Origin of the sequence: Frigoribacterium sp. Leaf415 (assembly GCF_001424645.1) — a bacterium.
GTDB lineage: Bacteria > Actinomycetota > Actinomycetes > Actinomycetales > Microbacteriaceae > Frigoribacterium.
Genome location: NZ_LMQR01000001.1, coordinates 3,097,513 through 3,119,356, shown reverse-complemented (window position 1 = coordinate 3,119,356; position 21,844 = coordinate 3,097,513). Strand labels below are relative to the sequence as shown.

General features: G+C 71.4%; 26 protein-coding genes. 11 read left to right on the top strand and 15 right to left on the bottom strand.

Translation table 11 applies throughout. From position 1 onward, the window contains the following. The first annotated feature begins 23 nt into the window (after positions 1 to 23). Together ASG28_RS14585 and ASG28_RS14580 are read left to right on the top strand one after the other, a co-directional pair. Positions 24 to 626: a nitroreductase family protein gene (locus ASG28_RS14585; RefSeq protein ID WP_055976511.1), complete on the top strand. Its 603-nt coding sequence runs from the start codon at positions 24 to 26 to the stop codon at positions 624 to 626. 58 nt (positions 627 to 684) lie between these two features. After that, positions 685 to 1,482, top strand: a complete 798-nt coding sequence (locus ASG28_RS14580; RefSeq protein ID WP_055976509.1) for an isocitrate lyase/PEP mutase family protein — start codon at positions 685 to 687, stop codon at positions 1,480 to 1,482. Between the two features lie 334 nt (positions 1,483 to 1,816). Here the strand turns inward: ASG28_RS14580 and ASG28_RS14575 are convergent, their stop codons facing one another. From ASG28_RS14575 to ASG28_RS14555, 5 genes are all read right to left on the bottom strand, one after another. Next, positions 1,817 to 3,004 (bottom strand): YihY/virulence factor BrkB family protein, encoded by a 1,188-nt coding sequence (locus ASG28_RS14575; RefSeq protein WP_055976506.1) that lies wholly within the window; start codon positions 3,002 to 3,004, stop codon positions 1,817 to 1,819. A gap of 3 nt (positions 3,005 to 3,007) precedes the next feature. Continuing rightward, entirely contained in the window at positions 3,008 to 3,424 is a 417-nt protein-coding gene (locus ASG28_RS14570; protein ID WP_055976503.1) for a DUF3618 domain-containing protein, read from the bottom strand. After that, complete coding sequence (locus tag ASG28_RS14565; protein ID WP_055976502.1) at positions 3,405 to 3,833, bottom strand: phage holin family protein; 429 nt, start codon at positions 3,831 to 3,833, stop codon at positions 3,405 to 3,407. Before ASG28_RS14565 ends, ASG28_RS14570 begins: the two co-directional genes overlap by 20 nt. Beyond that, positions 3,826 to 4,236 carry a YtxH domain-containing protein gene (locus ASG28_RS16585; protein WP_157485822.1) on the bottom strand — a complete coding sequence of 137 codons (411 nt, stop codon included), beginning with the start codon at positions 4,234 to 4,236 and terminating at the stop codon, positions 3,826 to 3,828. The genes ASG28_RS14565 and ASG28_RS16585 overlap by 8 nt, the downstream gene beginning before the upstream one ends. A 135-nt stretch (positions 4,237 to 4,371) precedes the next feature. After that, positions 4,372 to 5,760, bottom strand: a complete 1,389-nt coding sequence (locus ASG28_RS14555) for a glycosyltransferase 87 family protein (protein WP_055976499.1) — start codon at positions 5,758 to 5,760, stop codon at positions 4,372 to 4,374. Positions 5,761 to 5,863: 103 nt separating this feature from the next. Between ASG28_RS14555 and ASG28_RS14550 the strand changes: the two genes are divergently transcribed. Further along, the gene (locus ASG28_RS14550; protein WP_235477962.1) at positions 5,864 to 6,397 is read left to right on the top strand and encodes a MarR family winged helix-turn-helix transcriptional regulator; all 534 of its coding nucleotides are present in this window, start codon (positions 5,864 to 5,866) and stop codon (positions 6,395 to 6,397) included. Between the two features lie 66 nt (positions 6,398 to 6,463). Here the strand turns inward: ASG28_RS14550 and ASG28_RS14545 are convergent, their stop codons facing one another. Genes ASG28_RS14545 through ASG28_RS14520 form a run of 6 tightly spaced genes read right to left on the bottom strand, consistent with a single transcriptional unit; the run spans position 6,464 to position 11,891 of the window. Next, on the bottom strand, positions 6,464 to 7,435 hold the full coding sequence (locus ASG28_RS14545; RefSeq protein WP_055976496.1) for a prenyltransferase: 972 nt from the start codon (positions 7,433 to 7,435) through the stop codon (positions 6,464 to 6,466). Continuing rightward, positions 7,432 to 7,848, bottom strand: coding sequence for a lycopene cyclase domain-containing protein (locus tag ASG28_RS14540; protein ID WP_082454834.1), 417 nt, complete (start codon positions 7,846 to 7,848; stop codon positions 7,432 to 7,434). Before ASG28_RS14540 ends, ASG28_RS14545 begins: the two co-directional genes overlap by 4 nt. Then, positions 7,845 to 8,213, bottom strand: a complete 369-nt coding sequence (locus ASG28_RS14535) for a lycopene cyclase domain-containing protein (RefSeq protein WP_055976493.1) — start codon at positions 8,211 to 8,213, stop codon at positions 7,845 to 7,847. The genes ASG28_RS14540 and ASG28_RS14535 overlap by 4 nt, the downstream gene beginning before the upstream one ends. Continuing rightward, positions 8,213 to 9,946 carry a phytoene desaturase family protein gene (gene crtI / locus ASG28_RS16225; protein ID WP_167599062.1) on the bottom strand — a complete coding sequence of 578 codons (1,734 nt, stop codon included), beginning with the start codon at positions 9,944 to 9,946 and terminating at the stop codon, positions 8,213 to 8,215. The genes ASG28_RS14535 and crtI overlap by 1 nt, the downstream gene beginning before the upstream one ends. Beyond that, positions 9,943 to 10,824 carry a phytoene/squalene synthase family protein gene (locus tag ASG28_RS16800; RefSeq protein WP_055976489.1) on the bottom strand — a complete coding sequence of 294 codons (882 nt, stop codon included), beginning with the start codon at positions 10,822 to 10,824 and terminating at the stop codon, positions 9,943 to 9,945. The genes crtI and ASG28_RS16800 overlap by 4 nt, the downstream gene beginning before the upstream one ends. Further along, positions 10,821 to 11,891: a polyprenyl synthetase family protein gene (locus ASG28_RS14520; RefSeq protein ID WP_082454835.1), complete on the bottom strand. Its 1,071-nt coding sequence runs from the start codon at positions 11,889 to 11,891 to the stop codon at positions 10,821 to 10,823. Before ASG28_RS14520 ends, ASG28_RS16800 begins: the two co-directional genes overlap by 4 nt. Positions 11,892 to 11,909: 18 nt before the next feature. Between ASG28_RS14520 and idi the strand changes: the two genes are divergently transcribed. Together idi and ASG28_RS16580 are read left to right on the top strand one after the other, a co-directional pair. Then, positions 11,910 to 12,479 carry an isopentenyl-diphosphate Delta-isomerase gene (gene idi / locus ASG28_RS14515; RefSeq protein ID WP_082454836.1) on the top strand — a complete coding sequence of 190 codons (570 nt, stop codon included), beginning with the start codon at positions 11,910 to 11,912 and terminating at the stop codon, positions 12,477 to 12,479. 172 nt (positions 12,480 to 12,651) lie between these two features. Further along, positions 12,652 to 12,807, top strand: coding sequence for a hypothetical protein (locus tag ASG28_RS16580; RefSeq protein ID WP_157485823.1), 156 nt, complete (start codon positions 12,652 to 12,654; stop codon positions 12,805 to 12,807). A gap of 40 nt (positions 12,808 to 12,847) precedes the next feature. On the opposite strand, the gene ASG28_RS14510 is transcribed toward ASG28_RS16580, so the two are convergent. Continuing rightward, positions 12,848 to 13,990, bottom strand: coding sequence for a fatty acid desaturase family protein (locus tag ASG28_RS14510; protein WP_055976486.1), 1,143 nt, complete (start codon positions 13,988 to 13,990; stop codon positions 12,848 to 12,850). A 157-nt stretch (positions 13,991 to 14,147) separates the two neighbouring features. Here ASG28_RS14510 and ASG28_RS14505 point away from each other — a divergent pair, with 157 nt between their 5' ends. Genes ASG28_RS14505 through ASG28_RS14495 form a run of 3 tightly spaced genes read left to right on the top strand, consistent with a single transcriptional unit; the run spans position 14,148 to position 15,806 of the window. Continuing rightward, positions 14,148 to 14,831, top strand: coding sequence for a hypothetical protein (locus ASG28_RS14505; RefSeq protein ID WP_157485824.1), 684 nt, complete (start codon positions 14,148 to 14,150; stop codon positions 14,829 to 14,831). A gap of 34 nt (positions 14,832 to 14,865) precedes the next feature. Beyond that, on the top strand, positions 14,866 to 15,564 hold the full coding sequence (locus tag ASG28_RS14500) for a DUF308 domain-containing protein (RefSeq protein ID WP_235477964.1): 699 nt from the start codon (positions 14,866 to 14,868) through the stop codon (positions 15,562 to 15,564). After that, on the top strand, positions 15,561 to 15,806 hold the full coding sequence (locus tag ASG28_RS14495) for a hypothetical protein (protein WP_043594098.1): 246 nt from the start codon (positions 15,561 to 15,563) through the stop codon (positions 15,804 to 15,806). Before ASG28_RS14500 ends, ASG28_RS14495 begins: the two co-directional genes overlap by 4 nt. Before the next feature lie 345 nt (positions 15,807 to 16,151). Here ASG28_RS14495 and purB read toward each other — a convergent pair whose 3' ends face one another. The 3 genes from purB to ASG28_RS14480 are packed head-to-tail and all read right to left on the bottom strand — an operon-like array spanning position 16,152 to position 18,441. Then, positions 16,152 to 17,534, bottom strand: a complete 1,383-nt coding sequence (purB, locus tag ASG28_RS14490; RefSeq protein ID WP_055976477.1) for an adenylosuccinate lyase — start codon at positions 17,532 to 17,534, stop codon at positions 16,152 to 16,154. Beyond that, entirely contained in the window at positions 17,531 to 18,037 is a 507-nt protein-coding gene (locus tag ASG28_RS14485; protein WP_255351273.1) for a low molecular weight protein-tyrosine-phosphatase, read from the bottom strand. The genes purB and ASG28_RS14485 overlap by 4 nt, the downstream gene beginning before the upstream one ends. Further along, on the bottom strand, positions 18,034 to 18,441 hold the full coding sequence (locus tag ASG28_RS14480; RefSeq protein ID WP_055976474.1) for a phage holin family protein: 408 nt from the start codon (positions 18,439 to 18,441) through the stop codon (positions 18,034 to 18,036). The genes ASG28_RS14485 and ASG28_RS14480 overlap by 4 nt, the downstream gene beginning before the upstream one ends. Before the next feature lie 109 nt (positions 18,442 to 18,550). On the opposite strand from ASG28_RS14480, the gene ASG28_RS14475 reads away from it, so the two are divergent. The 3 genes from ASG28_RS14475 to ASG28_RS14465 are packed head-to-tail and all read left to right on the top strand — an operon-like array spanning position 18,551 to position 21,837. Beyond that, positions 18,551 to 19,621 (top strand): histidinol-phosphate transaminase, encoded by a 1,071-nt coding sequence (locus ASG28_RS14475; protein WP_082454837.1) that lies wholly within the window; start codon positions 18,551 to 18,553, stop codon positions 19,619 to 19,621. 30 nt (positions 19,622 to 19,651) lie between these two features. Further along, positions 19,652 to 20,812: a thiamine pyrophosphate-dependent dehydrogenase E1 component subunit alpha gene (locus ASG28_RS14470; RefSeq protein ID WP_055976471.1), complete on the top strand. Its 1,161-nt coding sequence runs from the start codon at positions 19,652 to 19,654 to the stop codon at positions 20,810 to 20,812. After that, positions 20,809 to 21,837 carry an alpha-ketoacid dehydrogenase subunit beta gene (locus ASG28_RS14465; RefSeq protein ID WP_055976468.1) on the top strand — a complete coding sequence of 343 codons (1,029 nt, stop codon included), beginning with the start codon at positions 20,809 to 20,811 and terminating at the stop codon, positions 21,835 to 21,837. The genes ASG28_RS14470 and ASG28_RS14465 overlap by 4 nt, the downstream gene beginning before the upstream one ends. Positions 21,838 to 21,844 lie beyond the last annotated feature (7 nt).

Here is a 21,844-nt window from a genome sequence, read left to right as displayed (position 1 = left end):
GTCAACGAGAAGAAAGCGGCACCATGTCGATCTCCGAGTCCACCGCCCCGTCCACCATCCGCACCGCCGAGACCAGCGTCCCGATCGTGTCGCTGCTCGACGAGCGCTGGAGCCCCCGCTCGTTCGACCCGACCGCCGAGATCTCGGACCGGCAGCTCGACGCCCTGCTCGAGGCCACCCGCTGGGCTCCGTCGGCGCAGAACCACCAGCCCCGCCGCTTCATCGTGGCCCGCCGCGGCAGCGAGTCGTTCGACACGATCGTCGGCACCCTCATGAGCTTCAACGCGATGTGGGCCGGCAACGCCGCGGCACTGATCGTCGCCGTCGCCGAGACGTCGACCGTCGAGGGCGACGCACGCCCGACCGCCGAGTACGACCTCGGCCAGGCCGTCGCCCACCTGACGGTGCAGGCCCACGCCGAGGGCTTCCACACCCACCAGATGGCCGGCGTCGAGTGGGACAAGATCGTCGCCGCCTTCGACCTGACCGACAACCTCAAGCCCGTCACCGTCACGGCCGTCGGCGTCGTCGACGAGGCCGACAAGCTGATCGAGGCCCTCGCCGAGCGCGAGACCGCCCCGCGCGAGCGCCTGCCGCTCAGCGAGCTCGTCCTGCGCCGCGACTAGTCCCCGCCGAGATCGGCCCGGGCTGGTGCCTGCCAGCCCGGGCTGGTTGGCTGGGCGCATGTCGATCTCCAGCACGGCCGAGAAGGCCGAACTCCTCCGCTCCCTGCACGTCCCCGGCGACCCGCTGATCGTGACGAACGTCTGGGACAGCATCACGGCGCGCATCGTCGCGGGCGCACCGGGCGTGAAGGCCCTGGCCACCGCCTCCCACTCGATCAGCGAGGCCCACGGTGTGGAAGACGGCGAAGGACTCGACGTCGACGACATGCTGGCCGCCGTCCGCCTCGTGATCCGCTCGGTCGACCTGCCCGTCTCCGTCGACTTCGAGAAGGCCTACGCGACCGACGCCGCCGGCACGCTCGACAACGTCTTCCGCCTCATCGAAGAGGGGGCCGCCGGCCTCAACATCGAGGACAGCATCGGCCAGGCCAAGGCGCCCCTGTACGACATCGACGCCCAGGTCTCGAAGATCGCCGCCGCCCGCCGCGCCGGCGACCGTGCCGGGGTGCCGATCGTGATCAACGCCCGGGTCGACTCCCTGGCCGGCGACCCCGACTCGTTCGACGACGCGATCACCCGCGCCAACGCCTACCTCGACGCCGGAGCCGACTGCGCCTTCGTCCTCGGCCTGGGCACCGAAGACCTCGTCAAGGCCGCCCTCGACCGGATCCACGGCAAGGTCAGCGTCATCTCGAACCCGTCGTCCGTCCCGCTCGCCCGCCTGGCCGAGCTCGGCGTCTCGCGGGTCAGCTTCGGCCCGACCACGATGGGCCTGACGCTGTCGCACCTGCGCGACGCCGCCACCACCCTCACCGCACGCGGCGACTACCCCGCCGAGCTCGGCTTCGCGTTCTAGCCCACCCCACCGACGCACGGCCTCTCCACCTCGGTGTGCAATTCGCGACCATCCGAGCTCGACACGCCGTCCGCAGCCCCTGTCGGGCGGCGTGTCGCGGCCGCGTTGTCGGGTTCGGCACGCTCAACGCGTCCGTGCAGGTCGGGTTCGGCACGCGCAACGCGTACGCGCAGGTCGGGTTCGGCACGCGCAACGCGTACGCGCAGGTCGGGTTCGGCTCGCCGGTCGGGGCGTGCGCGACCCGGTGACCGTCGCCCTCGCACGAGAGACGACCCGCGCCTCCCGAGCTCGTGAGAGCCGAGGAGGCGCGGGTCGCGTCGTGCGGAGACGTCACCTAGTCGTCGCGGTCGCCCTTCGAGCCGTCGCCCTTCGAGTGCCCGTCCTCGGCGCGCTCGTCCTTCTTCCGGTCGGACTCGGACGCCTCGGAGCCGCCCTCGCCGTCCGGCTCGGGCACCTCGTCGCCGTTCTTCTCGATCGTCGCCGCGGCCGCCTGCCGCAGGCGCATGCCGGCGAGCTCGTCCTTGGCGAGGGCCGCGGCCTTCTTCTCGCTCTGGGCGGTGTCGCGGGGCGGCAGCAGGATGTCGCGCTCGGCCCGGAGGCCGGCCTGCAGCTCGCGACCGCGCTCGAGCTCGGCGTCGAACTCGGCGCCGAAGAGCAGGGCGTTGTTCGTGATCCAGAGCCACAGCAGGAAGACGATGACCGCACCGAGCGAGCCGTACGTCTTGTTGTAGTTCGAGAAGTTCGCGATGTAGAACGCGAACCCCACGGACGCGACCAGCCAGATGACCAGGGCCACGAGCGACCCGAGGCTCATCCACTTGAACTTCGGCTGCTTGACGTTGGGAGCCCAGTAGTAGAGCACCGCGACGATGACGATGGCGATGATCGCCAGGATCGGCAGCTTGGCGATGTCCCAGACGAAGACCGCGGTGCTGCCCAGTCCGACGAGGTCGCCGACCGTCTCGGCCACGGGGCCGCTGATGACCAGGATGAGCGCGGCGATCACGATGAGCACGACCGTGAACGCCGTGACGCCGAGCATGGTCGGACGGAGCTTCCAGATCGGACGCCCCTCGTCGATGCCGTAGACGCGGTTCATGGCCCGCCCGAAGGCACCCACGTAACCGGAGGCCGACCAGAGGGCACCGAGGACACCGACGACCAGGGCGACCCCGGCGGCCGGTGAGCCGGTGAGCTGCATGATCGGCTCCCGTAGGAGGGCGGCGACGTCCTCGGACCCGAACTGCGACACGAGGTCGAGCAGCGTTTTCGCGGTCGAGTCCGCCTGCCCCACGACACCGAGGAGCGACACGATCGCCAGCAACGCCGGAAAGATCGCCAGCACCGCGTAATACGTGAGCGCGGCGGCGAGGTCGGTGCACTGGTCGCGGGTGAACTCGCGCAGGGCCTTGCCCAGCACGTACCCCCACGAGGGCTTGGAGACGTCGGTCAGGTCCTGCGGCTTGCGGGAGTCGTCCTCGTCGGGTGACTGCTGCTCGCGCTCGGTGCTCTTCTGGGCCACGGGTCAGCGCCTGATCGTCTTGACGATGCCGGCGACGAGCGCCACGACGCCGACGGTGCCGGCCGCGGCGGCCGCCACGACGGGCTTCGGGTCGCTGTCGAGGCGTCGCTTGACGCTCGCCTTCAGCCGACGGGCGTGGGCGGGGACGCTCAACTTGTCCTCGATGGCGTCGAGCGTGGCCGCGAACTCTTCGCGGGTGCGGGCGAGGTCGAGCTCGATCTCGGGGATGCTCGCGCCGGGGCGGGGCCCGGCGGCGTTCTCGGCGTCCTTGTCGGGCGACGTGCTGCCGTGGGCATCGGCGCGTTCCTCGGCCGCACGGGCCTCGGCGAGCTCGGCACGCGGGTCGGGCTCGTCACCCTTGCCGCGCTTCGCCGTGCCGTGCTTCTCGTGATCGCTCGCGTCAGTGCTTCTCGGAGTCATAGCTGCCCTGCCCTTTCAACGCGCTGACGTCGGCCTTCACGCTGGCGACGGCCTTCTCGGGGGTCGGCGGCACGCCCTTCTTCAGGGCCTTGATGCCGAGCAGCGCCAGCACGGCCGTGATCACGAGCAGGACGGCCGCCACGATGAGCGCCGCGAGCCAGGGGGAGACGACGGTCGCGAGCCCCAGCACGCCGGCCGTGATGAGCACGGCGAGCAGGAAGAAGCCGAACAGGGCGGCGCCGACCAACAACCCGACGCCCACCCCGGCCTCTTTGGCCTTGGTGGCGAGCTCGGTCTTGGCGAGCGCGATCTCGCCGCGGATCAGCCGCGAGATCAGCTCGGGCAGGCTGCCGATCAGCGAGCCGAGCGAACGTTTGGTGCTCTGTTCGGGTGCCTTCAGGTCACTCACCGACCGTCACCCCCGGCAGCTTGTCGTCGTCGGGGCTGGTGCCCGAGGTCTGCTTCTTGACGTCGTCGGCCTTCTCGTTCACCTTGTCGGCGGCCTTGTGCGCGGCCTCGGTCGCCTTCGCGGCGGCCTTGTCGGTGGCGTCCGAGCCCTTGCCCGAGACGGACTTCGCCTTCGAGCCGACCGCGTGGGCGGCGTCGTTCGCGACGTCCTGCGCCTTCTTGGCGACGACCGGAGCGTTCTCCTTCACGAAGCCCTCGGCCTGCTGCACGCCCTTCTGGACGGTCGGGTTCTCCCACAGGCTCTCGGCCTGGTTCTTGATCTTGACGTAGGCGCCGCGGCCCGCGCGGGCTCCGAGGACGTACCCGACGGCCGCTCCTGCGACGAAGAGGATCTTGCCTTTCATGAGTGCTCCTTGGTTCGTGGTGGCAGGTAGGCCTCCCACGGTGGCACGAGACGGAGCACACGGCCCAGATTGGCCGGGCATCCGTGGACGACGCCACCCGTCGGCACGCGGGGGACGAGCCGCCCGACGCCGCGGTCAGGAGGCGCGGGTCGCCACCAATGGGACGCGCACCTCGAGCGCGTCGCTGCGCACCGTGGCGACCGCCAGCCGCACCAGGCGCACCGTGCACCAGCAGAACAGGACCACGAGCAGGGCGTTGCGGGCGCCCAGGACGAGCACGGCCACCGGGTTGAGCTCGATCAGCGGTCGGTAGAGGATCGGGAAGACGAGCGTCGTGAGCCCCGAGGCCCAGGCGGTCAACACGGCCGGCGTCCGGAACGCCTCGGGGCGCGAGGCGTACCCGACGGCCACGATCGGCACGATCCAGAGCAGGTACTGGGGCGAGCCCACCTTGTTGAAGACGACGAAGGCGAGGGTGAGGGTCAAGGCGCCGAGCAGCACCGTGCCGAACTCGTCGCCGCGGGCACGAGCCGGGACGACGGACACGGCGTCGGCGGACGCTGCCGACCCGCGCCTCCTCGACGCACCCCACCGGGGCAGGCCGAAGCTGGCCACGGCCAGCACGCCGGCCAGGAGCACGAGGACGGCGAGCATGACCTGGGTGCTCTCGTTGATCATCCAGGTGTCGCCCGGGCCCATCACCTCACGCGTGGCGAGGGCGACGTTCTGGTAGACCGAGGCGCCGGGGACGCGCAGCATGGCCATCCAGAGCCAGGGCGTCGAGAGCGTCGCCTCGAGCTGCAGTGCCCGCCCCGACTGCATCGTGACGAAGCTCGTGAGATCGTCGGCCCCCCGGCCGAGCAACACGCACGACACGACGACCATGGTGACGAGCACGCCCCCGCGCAGCACGACCGCCCGGTGACGCGACCCGACGACGACCGCCGCGATGACGGCGGCGGGCCAGACCTTGATCCAGGTCGCCGCGGCGAGCAGCAGTCCGGCCACCCGCGGACGCGTCGACAGCAGCATCAGGGCGGCGACGACCAACGGCGCACTGAACCCCTCGAGCCGCAGGAACGCCACGGGGCTGAGCACGAGCGTCACGAGGAGCCACCACCAGGCGGCCCGGTTGTCGACGGTGTGACGACCGCGGTCGGTGAGCAGCCAGAGCGCGACGGCGTTGAGGGCGGTCAGCAGTGCCAGCCAGACGAACTGGTAGTGCTGTTCGCCGAAGACGTTCGGCAGCACGATCGGCACGAGGGCCCCGGCCGGGTAGACCCACGAGAAGTCGAGGACGGGCCAGACGCCGTCGCTCAGGGCCCCCGTCGCCCAGAGGCGGTAGAGCGGCAGGTCGCCGCTGACCCCGCCGCCGATCATCAGCGGCGTGAGCGCCAGGAACACGGCGGCGTGCACGGCGACGAAGCCGTAGAGCAGGCCACGCGGATGCGCCTGCACGCGCGACCAGGTGCGGCGCAGTCGCGTGGGGAGGGGCGCAGGCGCGACGGCGCTCGAGGTGGTCACGCCTCGAATGTACGGCCGCGGCCTTGCCGTTGTCTTTCCGGCAGGTGAATCCATCGGAAGATCCCTCTCGAGACGGAGGTACGACCGGTGTACGGTGCCGTCCATGGACCGACGACGTTCCGCAGACGGAGGCGAGGTCACCCCGCCGACCGATGACACGCACGCACCTCTCGACCTCGGCAGCGTCGACGACGACCTGGCCGTCGACCGGGGGCGCCCGATCGGCTTCTGGCTGAAGCTCGTCGACGGGCTGATCGACCGGCGCTTCGACGAGGTCCTCGACGAACACGGGGTCACGCGCCGGCAGTGGCAGCTGCTGAACCTGCTCGAACGCGGCCCGGCGACCCGCGCCGCCCTCGACGGGGCCGTCGCGCCCTTCCTCGACCCGGCCACGGGCGAGTCGAGTTCGGACCACCTCGCCGAGCTGGTCGAGAGCGGCTGGGTGAGCCTCGCGACCGACGGGGTCGGTGACGGTCGCTACGCCCTCACCGAGCGCGGGAGCCTCGCGCACCGCAAGCTCGTCGACGTCGTCGAGGGCATCCGCGACGAGACTGTCCGGGGGGCCGAGCCGGGCGCCTACGAGACCGCCGTGCGGTTCCTCCGCACGGCGGCGCTCAACCTCGGCTGGCGCCCCTGAGCGTCCGGTCAGTCCGGTCCGCCCGACCCGGCGGGCCGAGGGGCGACGAGCGCAGGAGGCGCGGCGTCAGTTCAGCAGGAAGACCCACCAGATCATCAGCATCGTCACGACGAACCCGCTGACGAAGTTGAGCGCCAGGAAGCGCCGCCACCCACGGTTGACCTCTTCGGCCCGGTCGTCGGTCACGTTCCACCACGGGGCGCAGCTGATCGCGTAGGGCAGGGTCAGCAGGGCCGCGAGCGGGCCGGGCCACTCGGTGAAGGTCAGCAGCACGCCGGCCAGCAGGTAGGCCACCACCGAGAGGCGCACCGTCGCGCGGGCCCCGATCTCGGTCGCGATCGACGAGATGCCGCCCTCGCGGTCGGCCAGCACGTCCTGCACGGCCCCGAAGGCGTGACTCGCGACGCCCCAGAGGAAGAACGCGCCCAGCAGCGCCCACAGCTGGGGCGTGAAGCTCGCCCCGGCCAGCACGAGACCGTAGACGGCGGGGCTGACGAAGTGCGTGCTCGAGGTGATCGAGTCGACGAAGGGGCGCTCCTTGAAGCGCAGGCCGGGAGCCGAGTAGGCGATCACGGCGAAGACGCTGACGGCCAGCACGAGCCAGCTCAGGGGGTCGCCCACCGCGACGAGGAACACGAGGAACGGGACGTTCGTGATGACCGCGGCGCGCAACGTCGTGCGGTGCAGGCTGCGGTCGAGCAGCGCGCCCTCGACGCCGCCCTTGCGCGGGTTGTGCAGGTCGCTCTCGTAGTCGAAGACGTCGTTGATGCCGTACATCGCGAGGTTGTAGGGGATCAGGAAATAGAGGGCGCCGACGATCAGCACGAGCCAGTTCACCGGGCCCAGCGCGTTCTCGGCTCCCAAGAAGATGACGGCCGAGGTGGCGTCGGCCTGGGACAGCGGCTGGTACGAGCCGAGGTACCCGGTCGTCGTCGGCGCGAGCAGCGACGTCAGCACGTACGCCGCCGCGAACGGGAACGCCGTGTTGATCCAGCTCAGGGGCCGGGACGAGACGAACAGGGCCTTGATCGTGTTCACGAGCGCGCCTCCTTCACGGGCGTGGCCCCGCCGGCCGCCGGCGCAGCGGGCGCCCGGGGCGTCTTCGGCCCGCCGAGGAGCACCCACACCGACGGCAACAGCACGAGCGCCGCGATCGCGTAGGCGAAGTCCTCGAGCGGGGCGATGCCGACGAACACCCCGCTGATCCGGGCGGCGTCGTAGCCGACCAGCCCGATGCCGATCATGACGTTGTCGAACACGGCGGTCATCACGAGCAGCACGCCGGTCGCGAGGCCTGCGCCCAGCAGCCGTTCGCGCCGCCGACGCGACGTCTCGGCCGGGGACGAGGAGGCGCGCGCGGCCCGGCCACGCACCCCTGCGGCCACCAGCGCCAATACTCCGAGCACGGCGACGATCGACAGGAACACCGCGTTGACGGCCCAGTAGGTCACGACGGCACGCCGTCCACCGGGCGACCGGCCCGGCTCGCGTCACGCCGGTCGAGCACGACCGCCGCCGCCATCCGGGCTCCGGCCAGCAGGTTCATCGTCAGGTAGCAGAGCAGCGCCAGGAAGAAGACCTCTTCGAGCGGCAGCTCGGTCGCCACGAGGACGCCGGTCATGAACGAGGTCTCGCCCCGGAAGAAGATGCCGAGGTCGATGCCCACGACGTCCCAGATCAGGAAGAACACGACGCCGACCAGCAACGTCACCGCCGCCCGGGGGACGTCGCGCCAGAAGAACAGGTGGAACCTGCGGTCGAGCATCACCATGCCGAACAGCGAGACGAGCAGCGCCGCGAGGTACAGGAACCCCATCAGCCGGCGGCGGACTCGGACGGCGTCGACCGGGCCGCCGACGGCTCGGGGAGCGGCTCGGTGCTCGTGTCGCCGCGCAGGTTCTTCAGCAGCACCTCGGCGCTGATCAGGCACATCGGCAGGCCGATGCCCGGGCGGACCGAACCGCCGGCGTAGAACAGCGAGTCGACGCGGGTCGAGACGTTGCCGGTGCGGAACAAGGCGCTCTGGGCGAGCGTGTGCGCGGGGCCGAGCATGCTGCCGCTCCAGGCGTTGACGTCGTCGACGAAGTCGCGCGGTCCGCGGGTGCGTCGGACGACGACGCGGTCGGCGAGGTCGGGCACGTTCGCCCACTCGGCGATCTGGGCGATGACGCCGTCGGCGAGCCGCTCGATCATCGGGTCGCCGTCACCGTCGACGTCACCCGAGCCGAGCGCCGGGTCGGCGGGCAGCGGCACCAGGACGAAGAGGTTCGTGTGACCGGCGGGCGCCGTCGACGGGTCGACCGTGCTCGGTTTGCAGACGTACAGCGACGGCGGGTCGGGGATGCGCTTGTCGGCGCCGAAGATCAGGTCGAAGTTCTCGTGCCAGTCGCGGGCGAAGAGCAACGTGTGGTGCTCGAGCTCGGGGATCTCGCCCTCGACGCCGAGGTAGAGCAGCAGGGCGCTCGGCCCGGGGTTCTTCTTCGCCCAGTACGACGAGTCGTAGGTGCGCAGCTCGCGCGGCAGCAGCTGCGTCTCGGTGTGGTGCAGGTCGGCCGCGCTGACCACGAGGTCGGCGTCGACGCGGTGCGTCGCGCCCTCGGCGTCGACCCAGTCGACCCCGGTCGCCTCGGCGGTCGCCTTCGAGCCGCGCGGCAGGGCCGCACCCTCGGCCGCGAGCGGCTGCGTGACGATCTGCGTCACGGACGCACCGGTCACGACGGTCACCCCGGCCTCGACGGCCACGTCGCGGATCGCCTCGATCACCGAGATCAGGCCGCCCTGCGGGTACAGCACACCGTCGTCGAGGTCGAGCGTGCTCATCAGGTGGTACATGCTCGGGGTGTCGAACGGCGACGAGCCGAGGAAGACCGCGGGGTACCCCAGGATCTGACGGAGGCGCGGGTCGGTCACCGTGCGGGAGGCGAACGAGTCGAGGCTCGTCAGCAGCAGCCGAGCCAGCTTGGGCAGGCGCACCAGCACGTCGCCGCGCAGCAGCGGTGCGAGGCTGCCGAAGCTCGTGTAGAGGAACCGCCGCTTGGCGATGTCGTAGGTGTCGCGGGCCGAGCGCAGGTACCGGCGCATGCGCTCGCCGCTGCCGGGCTCGACGCGCTCGAAGAGCTCGACGTTCTGCTCGAGCCCACGGGGCACGTCGATCGGTGCGCTGGCCGAGGGGTCGTCGGGCGTCGGCTCGAACAGCACGCGGTAGCCCGGGTCGAGTTCGACGAGGTCGAGGCGCTCGGCCGCCGACGTGCCCATGAGGCGGAAGAAGTGGTCGAAGACCTCGGGCATGAGGTACCAGCTCGGGCCGAGGTCGAAGCGGAAGCCCTCGTGGCTCCACGACCCGGCGCGGCCCCCGACCTCGTCGTTCTTCTCGAGCAGGGTGACCTCGTGGCCTTCGCGGGCCAGCAGTGCAGCCGAGGCCAGGCCGCTGATGCCGCCGCCGATCACGACGACGCGGCGGCCGTGGCGGGTGACGCTGAGGCCGTGCGACTCGTCGGGCTCACCGGTGCCGGCGCCCGTGGCCCCGCGGTCGACCGTGTCGCGGCTCATGCGCGGGCCTCGGGCAGGCGCGTGACGCGGCCGGCCGCGGCCCCCGCGGCGATGCGCACCTTGACCGGGTTCGGCACGCGCACGCGCGCCCGGACCAGCGAGGAGGCGGGGGTCGCCTCGAGACGCCGGTTCAGCTCGGCGAACAGGCCGTGGGCCAGTGCCACCGCCCGACGCGAGGTCGTCGGCAGCACGGGGATGATCTCGCCGCTCACGCGGAGGTCGTCGTCGATGTCTCGCACCAGTCTCGTCTTCGTCTGCTCGTCGAACGTGGTCACGTCGACCCCGGGGAAGTAGCTGCGGCCGAGCTGTTCGAAGTCGGCCGCGAGGTCACGCAGGAAGTTCACCTTCTGGAAGGCGGCGCCCAGGCGGCGGGCCCCTTCTTCGAGCTCGGCGACCGTGCTCGGTGGGAAGGAGTGCCCCTGCAGGAACGCCTTCAGGCACATCAGCCCGACGACCTCGGCCGAGCCGTACACGTACGCGTCGAACGAGGCCTGGTCGTGCTCGCGGGCGCTGAGGTCGGCCCGCATCGAGGCGAAGAAGGGGGCCGTCAGCTCGGCACCGAAACCGGTGGCGCGGGCGGTGCGGGCGAAGGCGTGCACGACCAGGTTCGGGCTGAAGCCCTCGACCAGGGCGCGCTCGGTCTCGGCCTCGAAGCCGTCGAGCAACCGGCCCGCGGCCTCGGCGCCCAGACCGGCCTCGGTCGCAGGACCGTCGACGATCTCGTCCGCGATGCGCACGAGCGCGTACACGTTCTCGACGTGCTGCCGCACCTCGCCGCCCAGCAGGCGCGAGGCCAGACCGAAGGACGTCGAGTAGCGGCGGATCACGCCGCCCGCGGTCGCGTCGGCCACGGAGTCGTACAGCGACAGGCCCGTCATCGCACCCTCTCGAGGACGTCCTGGACGACCGGCGTCAGCGCCTCGCGCAGCGACTCGGGCACCTCGGGACGGTCGAGTACGTCCAGCGCGCGGCGGGCGTGCTGCTCGACGAGCCCCTCGGCGAAGGCGCGGGCGCCGCAGACCTCGAGGCGGCCGCGGACGTGCTCGGCCTCGGCCTCGCTGAGGTCGGCCTTGCCGATGAACGGCTGGATCGTGAACCACTCGTCGGTGGTCGCGGCGTGCGCGACGAGCACCGTGCGCTTGCCCTCGCGCAGGTCGCCGCGTGTGGTCTTGCCGGTGGCCTCCTCGGTGCCGAAGACCCCGAGCAGGTCGTCGACCACCTGGTACGCGACCCCGACCTCGCGGCCGAAGTCGCCGACCGCCGTGACGACGGCCTCGACCGCCCCGGCCAGGACGGCGCCCGCCTGCAGCGGCGCCTCGAACGAGTAGACGGCCGTCTTGGCGCGTTCCATGTCGAGGATCTCGTCGACGGTCGGCAGGTCGGCGGACAGCGAGAACTCGACGTCGACCATCTCTCCACCCGCGCTGACGAAGATCGCCTCGTCGAGCAGGTCGAGCAACCGCGTGCGGACGTGGTCGGCGCAGCCGATGCCGAGCAGCATGCGGCTGGCCCCGGTCAGGGCGAGGTCGCCGGCGATGACGGCGGCCGACATGCCCCGGTGCTCGGCCGCGGGGGTCGGGATGCCCGCCGTCGTCGCGGTGTCGCGGTAGCTGCCCGAGACGTTGGGGATGCCGCGTCGCGAGAAGTCGCGGTCGATCACGTCGTCGTGGACGATCAGGGCCGTGTGCAGCAGCTCGAAGGCCGCGCCGACGCGGGCCACGGCCTCGTCGTCGGCGCCCCCGAGGGCGTCGTAGACCGTGAAGACCATGCGGGGCCGGAAGCGCTTGCCCCCGGCGCTGTTGCGCTCGAGCACCGACCACAGGTCGACGTAGCGCCAGCCCACGGACTCGGCCCGGCGCTTGGCCAGGGCGAAGAAGTCGTCGAGGACGGCGTCGACACGATCGTGTCTCGCCCGCGTGCCTGCGTGCAGGTGATCACCGTCCACCAGGGCAGACTACCTCTCATGACCCGTGAGATCTCGACGCATCCCCAGCCGACGTCCGGTGACCGCCCGGGCGCGCACGACGAGCTCGTGGTGCTGCTCGACGACGAGGGCACGCCCATCGGCACCACCGCGAAGGCGACCGTGCACACCGCCACGACGCCGCTGCACCTGGCCTTCAGCTGCCACGTGACCGACGACCTCGGCCGCGTCCTCGTCACGCGTCGTGCCCTGTCGAAGAAGACCTGGCCCGGCGTCTGGACCAACTCGTTCTGCGGCCACCCCGCCCCCGGCGAGTCGCCGGCCGAGGCGCTGATGCGCCGCGCCCACCAAGAGCTCGGCATGGAGGTCCGCGACGTCGAGGTGATCCTGCCCGACTTCCGGTACCTCGCCACCGACGCCTCGGGCGTGGTCGAGAACGAGATCTGCCCGGTCTTCACGGCCCGCGCCGTCGGCTTGCCCGACCCCTCGCCCGACGAGGTCGCCGAATGGGCCTGGGTCGAGCCCGCCGAGCTGCGCGACGCCGTCGCGGCCGCGCCGTTCGCCTTCTCGCCCTGGTTGGGCTGGCAACTGGCCGCCTGGCCCGCCTGAGAGCGGCGAACTTTCGAAGCTAGCGCTCACCGAAGGGCCTGACAAGCCCCTCGCGAGTGCCCCCGACCACTCGTATCGTGGCGGTCGAGGCTCCGGATGCGACGTCCGGCCCACGACGGGAGGCGACCGTGGATTCCGGTTACACGAGGGGGACTCGACGACGTCCCCGCTCGTGATCCACCCCTACCCCAAGCAACAGTCCCGACCGGCCGGCAGCCGCGACCGCCCGTCGGCGGTCCGGGAGGCGCGGGCCGCGTCCGGCGACGCACGTCCCGTCCGCTACGAGGACTTCTTCGAGGACGACGAAGGCGCGAGCCGGTCCGCCTGACCCGGCCCGCGCCTCCTGCGCTCGTCGTGCTCGTCGCCGACTAGCGGGGACGCAGCGCGTACGCCGCGGGGCAGTCGAACGGGTCGCGGGCCGAGAGGCCGACGCGGTTGAGGTACCGGATGACGATCGCGTAGGACTTGCCGATCGTGGTCTCGGTGTAGGGGATGCCGTGCTCGGCGCAGTGCGCCTTGACCAGGGCGCTGGCCGCACGCAGGTTCGGACGCGCCATGCTCGGGAAGAGGTGGTGCTCGATCTGGTAGTTCAGCCCGCCCATGAACGCGGTCGAGTGCCGACCCGTGATGTTGCGCGAGGTGAGGACCTGCTTGCTGAGGAAGTCGACCTTGGCGCCCTCGGGGATGATCGGCATGCCCTTGTGGTTCGGGGCGAACGACGACCCCATGTAGAGACCGAAGACGGCCATCTGCACGCCGATGAAGGCGAAGGCCATGCCGACCGGCAGGAACCAGAAGACGACGCCGAAGTAGGCGACCAGCCGCACGGCGATCAGCGTGATCTCGAGCGCCCGGCCCTCGATCTTGTCGCGACCGAGCAGCGTGCGGAACGACGTCACGTGCAGGTTGACGCCCTCGCCGAGCAGCAGCGGGAAGAAGAAGTAGCCCTGGCGGCGGGTGATGAAGCCGAGCACGCCGCGCTGCTTCGCCGCGTCCTCTTCGAGGAACGAGATCGTGTCGAACGCGATGTCGGGGTCTTTGCCCTTGGTGTTGGGGTTGGCGTGGTGACGGCTGTGCTTGGTCATCCACCACGCGTAGCTGATGCCCACGACGCCGGCGGCGAGCACGCGACCGACCTTGTCGTTGCGCGTGCCCGACTCGAACACCTGACGGTGCGCGGCCTCGTGCGTGAGGAACGCGAACTGCGTGAGGATGATGCCCAGGGCCCCGGCGATCAGCAACTGGAACCAGCTCGAGCCCAGCAGGACGAAGCCGGCGGCCGCGCCGCCGAGGCAGACCACCAGCACGACGAAGACCGTGACGTAGAAGCCGGTGCGACGCTGCAGCAGGCCTGCCTCACGCACGGACTTGAGCAGGCTCGAGTAGGTGCTGGTCGGCTTGCCGACCTGGCCCGCGACGGTGGGACGGAACCCGGCGGGCGCCGCACCTGCCGGTGCGTGGACGATGCGCGGCTGCGCGGTTCGGGTGGTCGTGGGGACGGTGGCGGTCATCGGGCTCCCGCGGCTGGTCGACTTCTCAGCCGGGTGGAGGGGCCGGAGGCGGCCCGCAGATGCTGCGAACGTAACGGCGCGGGCTGGGAAGGTGTCGGGAGATCGCCGCACATGACTCGTTTGCGTGCCACCATATGTCACACGTAATCTATCGCGGGTGACAGCCAGTTTCGTCGAGCGACTCAGCGGGGTGGTGCACGACCTCGAGCAGGTGCCGTACAGGACGGGCGAACGCGACGCCCGCCAGGGCCACGGGCTCCGGGACTGCGCGCTCGAGGCCGCCGCATCGGACGCACCGGCGCACGAGATCGAGATCTCGGGGCTCGAGGTGCTCGTCGAGATCTGGCCCGACGCCAAGGACGGCCACGGCTCGTGGGTCACGGGCGGCACCGTCGTCGGCACCGGGCCGCGGCCCGCCTCGGTCGTGGCGGGCTACGTCGACCTGCTCTTCATGAGCACCGAAGGCGTCCGGCGCACGTACTACCGGCTGCTCACCGTCGACGATCCCGACCCCGACGTCGCGACGGTCCGCCTGATCGAGTGCGTCAAGGAGGTCGGACCCGACTGGCGGTCCACCTGGGCCGACACGACGACCGCCTACACCCGGGTCAGCCGCCTGCCGGCCGGCGTGCTGATCGCGGCCGAGCTGGACACGTCCGAGGGGCTGGCCTCCACCCGACGCGTGATGGACGGCGTGCTCACCGGGTTGTCGCTCGAGTCCGAGGGGGTGCTGAGGGTGACGCCCTACGGCATGGCGCGTCAGCTCACGACGCTCAAGGGCCGCGGCTGGCCGCTGACCTTCGGCACCGCCCGCCGCCTGGCGTTCAGGAGCGCGCGGTAAACTCGGCGGGTCCCCCACCCGTGAAAGAGGTCTCGTGACGCCTGCGCACCACGACTCCGGCGCGACCGCCCCCGTGGCGTCGCCCGACCCCTCGGACCGGGGCGTCGACCCGTCGCTCTCCGCGTACTGGCCCGTCCCCGTGCTGCGTGCCGTCCCCGCCCTCGCGGCCGCCGCGGCCATCACCTTCACCCCCGACCACTCGCCCCAGGTCGGCCTGCTCGCCTTCGGCTCGGCGGCGGTCGTCGGCGGCGTCGTGCTCGCCGTGGGGTCGGCCCTGCGCCTCTCCGACCGCTCGAGCCGCACCATCGCCGTGCTGCAGGGCGTCGTCGGGGCCGTGATCGGCGCCCTCTGCCTCGTCTTCTCGCACGGGCAGTTGCCCGTGCTGGTCGCCTTCGTCACGGCCTGGGCCGTGCTGACGGGCGTCCTCGAACTGCTCACCGGCCTGCGCCGTCGCCGTCGTTCGCCGCTCGCCCGTGACTGGACGACCGTCGGCGTGCTGACCCTGGCCCTGGCCGTGGTCTTCCTCGTCGTCCCGCCGGACTACAGCCAGCAGCTCGGCGGCATCGAGCAGATCGAGGGCGAAGTGACGTCCTCGACCGTGCTCGTCGGCATCCTGGGCGCCTACGGCGCCCTGGTCGGCGTGTTCCTCGTGATCGCCGGCCTCTCGCTCAAATGGCAGACCGGGCACCCGGCCGCTGCCGACACCCCTGACGACAAGGCACGAACGTCATGACCCACCCCACCTGGCGCGACCGGTTCCGCCCCGCCGAGTTCCTCGGGCTGTCGGGGGTCTTCGCCGCCTTCGTCGGCCTCGTCGTCCTCATGACGACGCGCGACCTGCAACTCGCGCTGATCTTCCTCTGCATCGGCTTCATCGTCGCGCTCGTCACCATCGCCATGCTCGCCCTCGCGGCCAAGCCCAACGACGACGAGCGACACGAGATCGACGACGCCGACAAGCCTCGCGGCCACTGACGCACGCTGCCGCGGCGCGGCATGCCGCGTCGGGGTTGCCCCGTCGCGGGTTGCCCCGTCGCAGGCCGGGTCTCGGGCCGCGGGCCCAGGTGGGTTCTGTCGAGGTGCTGCCCGGCAGGTGACGCACGGTGATCCCGGGGGGCGACTCGCGCCTCCTTCGGGCACGGCATGCGACCGACCCCCGCCGGCGTACCGAACCCGACCGGCCGCACCGCGTCAGGCGAACCAAACTCGACGATCGGTGCACGCCACGCCGCTCGACTTCGCCCTCGACGGCCTGAGACGTCGTGCGTGTCGCGATTTGCACGCCGATCCACCGTCGGGGCATCGTTGCGCCGAACGGGCTCAGGCCAGGCGGTCGACCAGCTGCGACGCGATGCCCGTGTAGGTCGCCGGGGTCAGGGCCACGAGGCGCCGCTTCGCCTCGTCGGACACGTCGAGGCCCTCGACGAACGCGACCAGTTCGGCCTGCCCGACCCGCTTGCCACGGGTGAGCTCTTTGAGCATCGCGTACGGGTCGTCGATCGACGATCGCCCGGCGACGACCTCGGCGCGGATCACGGTCTGGATCGCCTCGCCGAGGACCTCCCAGTTGGAGTCGAGGTCGGACTCGAGCGTCACGGTGCCGACGGCGATCTCGCCGAGGCCGCGGCGCAGGTTGTCGAGCGCGAGCATCGAGTGGCCGAAGGCGACCCCGATGTTGCGCTGGGCCGACGAGTCGGTGAGGTCGCGCTGCTGGCGGCTGGTGACCAGGGTCGAGGCCAGCGAGTCGAAGAGCGCCGACGAGATCTCGAGGTTCGCCTCGGCGTTCTCGAAGCGGATCGGGTTGATCTTGTGGGGCATGGTCGACGACCCGGTCGCCCCCGCCTGCGGGATCTGCGTGAAGTAGCCCATCGAGATGTACGACCACACGTCGGTGGCGAGGTTGTGCAGCACACGGTTGGCGTGGGCGACGCGCGAGTAGAGCTCGGCCTGCCAGTCGTGCGACTCGATCTGCGTCGTCAGCGGGTTGAAGGTCAGCCCCAGGGCGTCCTCGACGAAGGCGCGGGCCGTCTCGGGCCAGTCCAGACCGGGGTCGGCGACGACGTGGGCCGAGAACGTGCCGGTCGCCCCGCTGAACTTGCCGAGGAACTCGGTGCCGACGATCTGCGAGCGCAGGCGCTGGAGGCGGTGCGCGAAGACGGCGAACTCTTTTCCGACCGTGGTCGGCGTCGCCGGCTGCCCGTGGGTGTGCGCGAGCATCGGCACGTCGCGGGCATCGGTCGCCCAGGTGGTGAGGGCGGCGAGCACGGCGTCGAAGGCCGGCAGCCAGACGTCGAACAGGGCCGCCTTGACGGTGACCGCGTACGAGAGGTTGTTGATGTCCTCGCTGGTGCAGGCGAAGTGGGTGAGTTCGGCGATCCCGTCGAGCCCGAACTCGGCCAGACGGGCCCGGACGAAGTACTCGACCGCCTTGACGTCGTGTCGGGTCGTCGCCTCGAGGCCGGCGAGCTCGTCGATCGCGGCCTGGCCGAAGTCGGCGACGACGGCCCGCAGTGCCCGCTTCTGCTCGTCGTCGAGCGGGGTCGAGCCGAACGCGCCGCGGTCGGTCTGGGCGATCAGCCACTCGACCTCGACGTGCACGCGGGCCCGGTTGAGCCCCGCCTCGCTGAGGTGGTCCCCCAGCGTGCCGACCGACGAACGGTAACGGCCGTCGAGCGGGCTGAGGGGCTGAGGAGGCAACGTCATGACTGTCCCTTGCGGAGTGCGGGTTCGATCTGGCGGAAGAGGGCCGAGCAGGCGCGCTCGACCATGTCGAGCACCTCGTCGAAGAGTCCTGCGTCGGAGTAGTACGGGTCGGGGACGTCGAGACCGCCGCCCGCCGGCGCCGCGTCGGGAGCGAAGGTGAGCAGCAGCTGCACCTTCGAGCGGTCGGCGTCGTCGCCTGCCCAGGCCCGGAGGATGCGTTCTTGGCCGCGATCGAACGCCACCACGAGGTCGTAGCGCGCGAAGTCGTCGGCCTCGAACTGCTTCGCCCGGTGCCGCGAACCATCGTAGCCGCGGCGTTCGAGGGCCTGGACGGTGCGGGGATCGGCACCCTCGCCGACGTGCCAGTCGCCGGTGCCGGCGCTCGTGACCTCGACCCGGTCGCCGAAGCCCGCGTCGTCGGCGAGCGAGCGCAGCACGGTCTCGGCCATGGGCGAGCGACAGATGTTGCCCGTGCAGACGAAGCAGATGCGGAACCGGTTCACCGCTGACGGTCACCCCGCCCGACCACGGGGCGGACGACGACGCCGATGGCCCACGCGAACACGGCGAGCACGACGGCGCCGAGCACGCCCCACCAGAAGCCGTCGACGGTCAGCCCGAAGCCGAACAGGCCCGAGATCCACGCCACGATCAGCAGCAGCAGGCCGTTGACGACCAGGGCGATCAAGCCGAGCGTCAGGATGTACAAGGGGAACGCCACGACGCGGATCGCCGTGCCGACCACGCCGTTGACGATGCCGAAGACCAGGGCGAGCAGCAGGAAGGTCACGATCGTCTCGAGGGTGCCCCCGGCTCCGTAGGGCGTCACCGTCACCCCCGACACGAGCAGCGTGGTGAGCCAGAGGGCCACCGCGTTGATGAGCAGCCTCACGACGAATCGGGTCATGCCCCCATCATGCCGACCTCTCGTCCACAGGCGGTAGTGCCCGAGCAGATCCCCCCGAGGAGGCGCGGTGCCCTGACGCGACGCGGCCCCCGCCCCATAGGCTGGTCGCGTGACCACTCCCGTCCGACTCCGTCCCGAGATCGCCGCCCTGCCGCCCTACCGCCAGGGCAAGCAGGCGTCCCCCGACGCCTTCAAACTGTCGTCGAACGAGAACCCGTTCGAGCCCCTCCCCTCGGTCGTCGAGGCCGTCCGTGGCGCCGTCTCGCTCAACCGCTACCCCGACGCGTCGGCGACGGCCCTGCGGACGGCCCTCGCGACGCGCTTCGGCGTCACCGTCGACGAGGTCCACGTCGGCGCGGGCTCGGTCTCGTTGCTGGCCCAGTTCGTGCTCGCCGCCGCCTCGGTCGGCGACGAGGTCGTCTACGCCTGGCGCTCGTTCGAGGCCTACCCGGGGCTCGTCACGGTGGCCGGTGCGACGAGCGTCCAGGTGCCGCTGCGGGCCGACGGGGGCCACGACCTCGAGGCCATGGCCGCGGCCGTCACCGACCGCACCCGCGTCGTCATCGTCTGCTCCCCCAACAACCCGACGGGCACCACGGTGTCGACGAGCGAGTTCGAGTCGTTCATGGCCGCGGTGCCCGACGACGTGCTCGTGCTGCTCGACGAGGCGTACGCCGAGTTCGTCACCGACAGCACGGCCGTCGACGGCGAGACGCTCACCGAGCTGCACCCGAACCTCGTCCTGCTGCGCACCTTCTCCAAGGCGTACGGGCTGGCCGCACTCCGCGTCGGGTACGCGATCGGCGCCTCCTACCTGCTCGACGCCGCGCGGGCCACGGCCATCCCCCTCGCCGTCACCGAGCAGGGCGCGGCCGCGGCCCTCGCCTCGCTCGACCACGCCGACGAACTGCTCGGCCGGGTCGATCGCATCGTCCTGCTGCGCGACCAGGTGCGACGCGCCCTGATCGACCAGGGGTGGACGGTCCCCGAGGCCCAGGGCAACTTCGTCTGGCTCGCCACGGGCGATCACACGGCCGCGGCGGCCCAGGTGTTCGCCGACCACGGGGTCGTCGTCCGGCCGTTCGCAGGCGAGGGCGTCCGCGTCACGATCGGCGAACCGTCGTCGGTCGACAAGCTGCTGCACGCCGCCCAGCAGATCGTCGACCTCACATCCCGGTGACGGCATATGCCGCGGAATAGATTGGACGCCATGTCTTCCTCCGAAGCGACCGACGCGCCCCCGCCCGTCCAGCTCCTGTCGCCGTCGGGCGAGGTGGTCGAGTCGGCTGCGGCCGACGAGTTCCGCCCCTACGTCGACGCCCTCGGCGACGACGGACTCCGCGCCCTCCACCGCGACATGGTGCTGACCCGTCGGTTCGACCGCGAGGCCGCGGCGCTGGCCCGCCAGGGTCAGCTCGCCCTGTGGGTGCCGAGCCACGGCCAAGAGGGGGCCCAGGTCGGCCTGGCCCACGCCACCCGTCCCCAGGACCATCTCTTCCCGTCCTACCGCGAGCACGCCGTCGCCCTGTCCCGCGGCATCGACCCGGTCGACATCCTGCGCCTGCTGCGCGGGCACACGCACGGCGGCTGGAACCCCGCCGAGCACCAGAACTTCCACATCTACACGCTGGTGATCGGCTCGCAGACGCTGCACGCGACCGGTTTCGCCATGGGGCTCGGCCTCGACGGCAAGAGCGGCACGGGTGATCCCGAGGTCGACCAGGCCGTCGTGACGTTCTTCGGCGACGGCGCGACCAGCCAGGGCGACGTCAGCGAGGCCCTGGTGTTCGCCGCGAGCTTCCAGACCCCCGAGCTGTTCTTCCTGCAGAACAACCAGTGGGCGATCAGCGTGCCGGTCGCGCGCCAGTCGCGCACGCCCCTCGTCGCCCGAGCCGGCGGCTTCGGCATCCCCGGCACGCAGGTCGACGGCAACGACGTGCTCGCGAGCTACGCCGTCAGCCGCCGCGACCTCGAGGCCGCCCGTGGCGGCGGTGGGCCCCGCTTCATCGAGGCGCTCACCTACCGCGTCGGCGCACACACCTCGTCCGACGACCCCACCAAGTACCGCACCGACGACGAGCTGCAGTCGTGGATCGCCCGTGACCCGATCACGCGGTTCGAGGCCTTCCTGCGGAACCGAGGCGAGGGCGACGCGTTCTTCGCCGACCTCGAGACCGAGGGCGACGACCTCGGAGCCGACGTCCGACGGCGCACGGTCTCGCTGCCGAACCCCGACCGCGGCCTCATCTTCGACCACGTGTACTCCGAGCCGCACCCGCTGATGACCGAACAGAAGCAGTGGCTGGCGACCTACGAGCAGAGCTTCGGCGGCGCGGGCGAGACCGCGACCACCGACGAGGGGGCAGCATGACCGACACCGTCGAGAACCCGACCGGCACGGTCGAGCCGACCCGCGCCTCCGTGCAGACCATGCCGCTCGGCAAGGCGATCAACGCCGGACTCCGCAAGGCCATGGCCGACGACCCCCGCGTGCTCCTGATGGGAGAAGACATCGGCACGCTCGGTGGCGTCTTCCGCGTGACCGAGGGGCTGCAGGCCGAGTTCGGCGAGAAGCGCGTCATCGACACCCCGCTCGCCGAGTCGGGCATCGTGGGCACCGCGATCGGACTCGCCATGGGCGGCTTCCGCCCGGTCTGCGAGATCCAGTTCGACGGCTTCATCTACCCCGGCTTCGACCAGATCACGTCGCAGCTCGCCAAGATGACCAACCGTCACGAGGGTGCGGTCATGATGCCGGTCGTGATCCGGGTGCCCTACGGCGGACACATCGGCGCGGTCGAGCACCACCAGGAGAGCCCCGAGGCGTACTTCGCCCACACGGCGGGCCTGCGTGTGGTCAGCCCGAGCACACCGCACGACGCCTACTGGATGATCCAGGAGGCGATCGCGTCGAACGACCCCGTCATGTTCTTCGAGCCCAAGAGCCGCTACTGGCCCAAGGGCGAGGTCGACCTGAGCGACCCGCAGGCGCCGTTGCACGCGAGCCGCGTCGTCCGGACGGGCACCGAGGTCACCCTGCTGGGGCACGGCGCGATGGTCAGCGTGCTGCTCCAGGCGGCCGAGATCGCGGCGGCCGAGGGCGTCTCGGCCGAGGTCGTCGACCTGCGGTCGCTCTCACCCGTCGACTACGGGCCCATCCTCGAGTCGGTCCGCAAGACCGGGCGCCTCGTCGTGGCACAGGAGGCCCCCGGTTTCGTCTCGGTCGGCTCCGAGATCGCCGCCACCGTCGCCGAGAAGGCCTTCTACTCGCTCGAGGCGCCCGTGCTGCGCGTCAGCGGCTTCGACGCTCCCTTCCCTCCTGCCAAGCTCGAGACGCAGTACCTGCCCGACGCCGACCGCGTGCTCGAGGCGGTCGACCGGGCCCTGGCCTACTAGGAGTCAC

Excerpts from the sequence above, each read along its gene's own strand:
- ASG28_RS14585 (WP_055976511.1), top strand. The coding sequence starts at position 24 with ATGTCGATCTCCGAGTCCACCGCCCCGTCCACCATCCGCACCGCCGAG.
- ASG28_RS14580 (WP_055976509.1), top strand. The coding sequence starts at position 685 with ATGTCGATCTCCAGCACGGCCGAGAAGGCCGAACTCCTCCGCTCCCTG.
- ASG28_RS14570 (WP_055976503.1), bottom strand. The coding sequence starts at position 3,424 with ATGACTCCGAGAAGCACTGACGCGAGCGATCACGAGAAGCACGGCACG.
- ASG28_RS16585 (WP_157485822.1), bottom strand. The coding sequence starts at position 4,236 with ATGAAAGGCAAGATCCTCTTCGTCGCAGGAGCGGCCGTCGGGTACGTC.
- ASG28_RS14550 (WP_235477962.1), top strand. The coding sequence starts at position 5,864 with ATGGACCGACGACGTTCCGCAGACGGAGGCGAGGTCACCCCGCCGACC.
- ASG28_RS14535 (WP_055976493.1), bottom strand. The coding sequence starts at position 8,213 with ATGGGGTTCCTGTACCTCGCGGCGCTGCTCGTCTCGCTGTTCGGCATG.
- crtI (WP_167599062.1), bottom strand. The coding sequence starts at position 9,946 with ATGAGCCGCGACACGGTCGACCGCGGGGCCACGGGCGCCGGCACCGGT.
- ASG28_RS16800 (WP_055976489.1), bottom strand. The coding sequence starts at position 10,824 with ATGACGGGCCTGTCGCTGTACGACTCCGTGGCCGACGCGACCGCGGGC.
- idi (WP_082454836.1), top strand. The coding sequence starts at position 11,910 with ATGACCCGTGAGATCTCGACGCATCCCCAGCCGACGTCCGGTGACCGC.
- ASG28_RS14510 (WP_055976486.1), bottom strand. The coding sequence starts at position 13,990 with ATGACCGCCACCGTCCCCACGACCACCCGAACCGCGCAGCCGCGCATC.
- ASG28_RS14495 (WP_043594098.1), top strand. The coding sequence starts at position 15,561 with ATGACCCACCCCACCTGGCGCGACCGGTTCCGCCCCGCCGAGTTCCTC.
- purB (WP_055976477.1), bottom strand. The coding sequence starts at position 17,534 with ATGACGTTGCCTCCTCAGCCCCTCAGCCCGCTCGACGGCCGTTACCGT.
- ASG28_RS14480 (WP_055976474.1), bottom strand. The coding sequence starts at position 18,441 with ATGACCCGATTCGTCGTGAGGCTGCTCATCAACGCGGTGGCCCTCTGG.
- ASG28_RS14470 (WP_055976471.1), top strand. The coding sequence starts at position 19,652 with ATGTCTTCCTCCGAAGCGACCGACGCGCCCCCGCCCGTCCAGCTCCTG.
- ASG28_RS14465 (WP_055976468.1), top strand. The coding sequence starts at position 20,809 with ATGACCGACACCGTCGAGAACCCGACCGGCACGGTCGAGCCGACCCGC.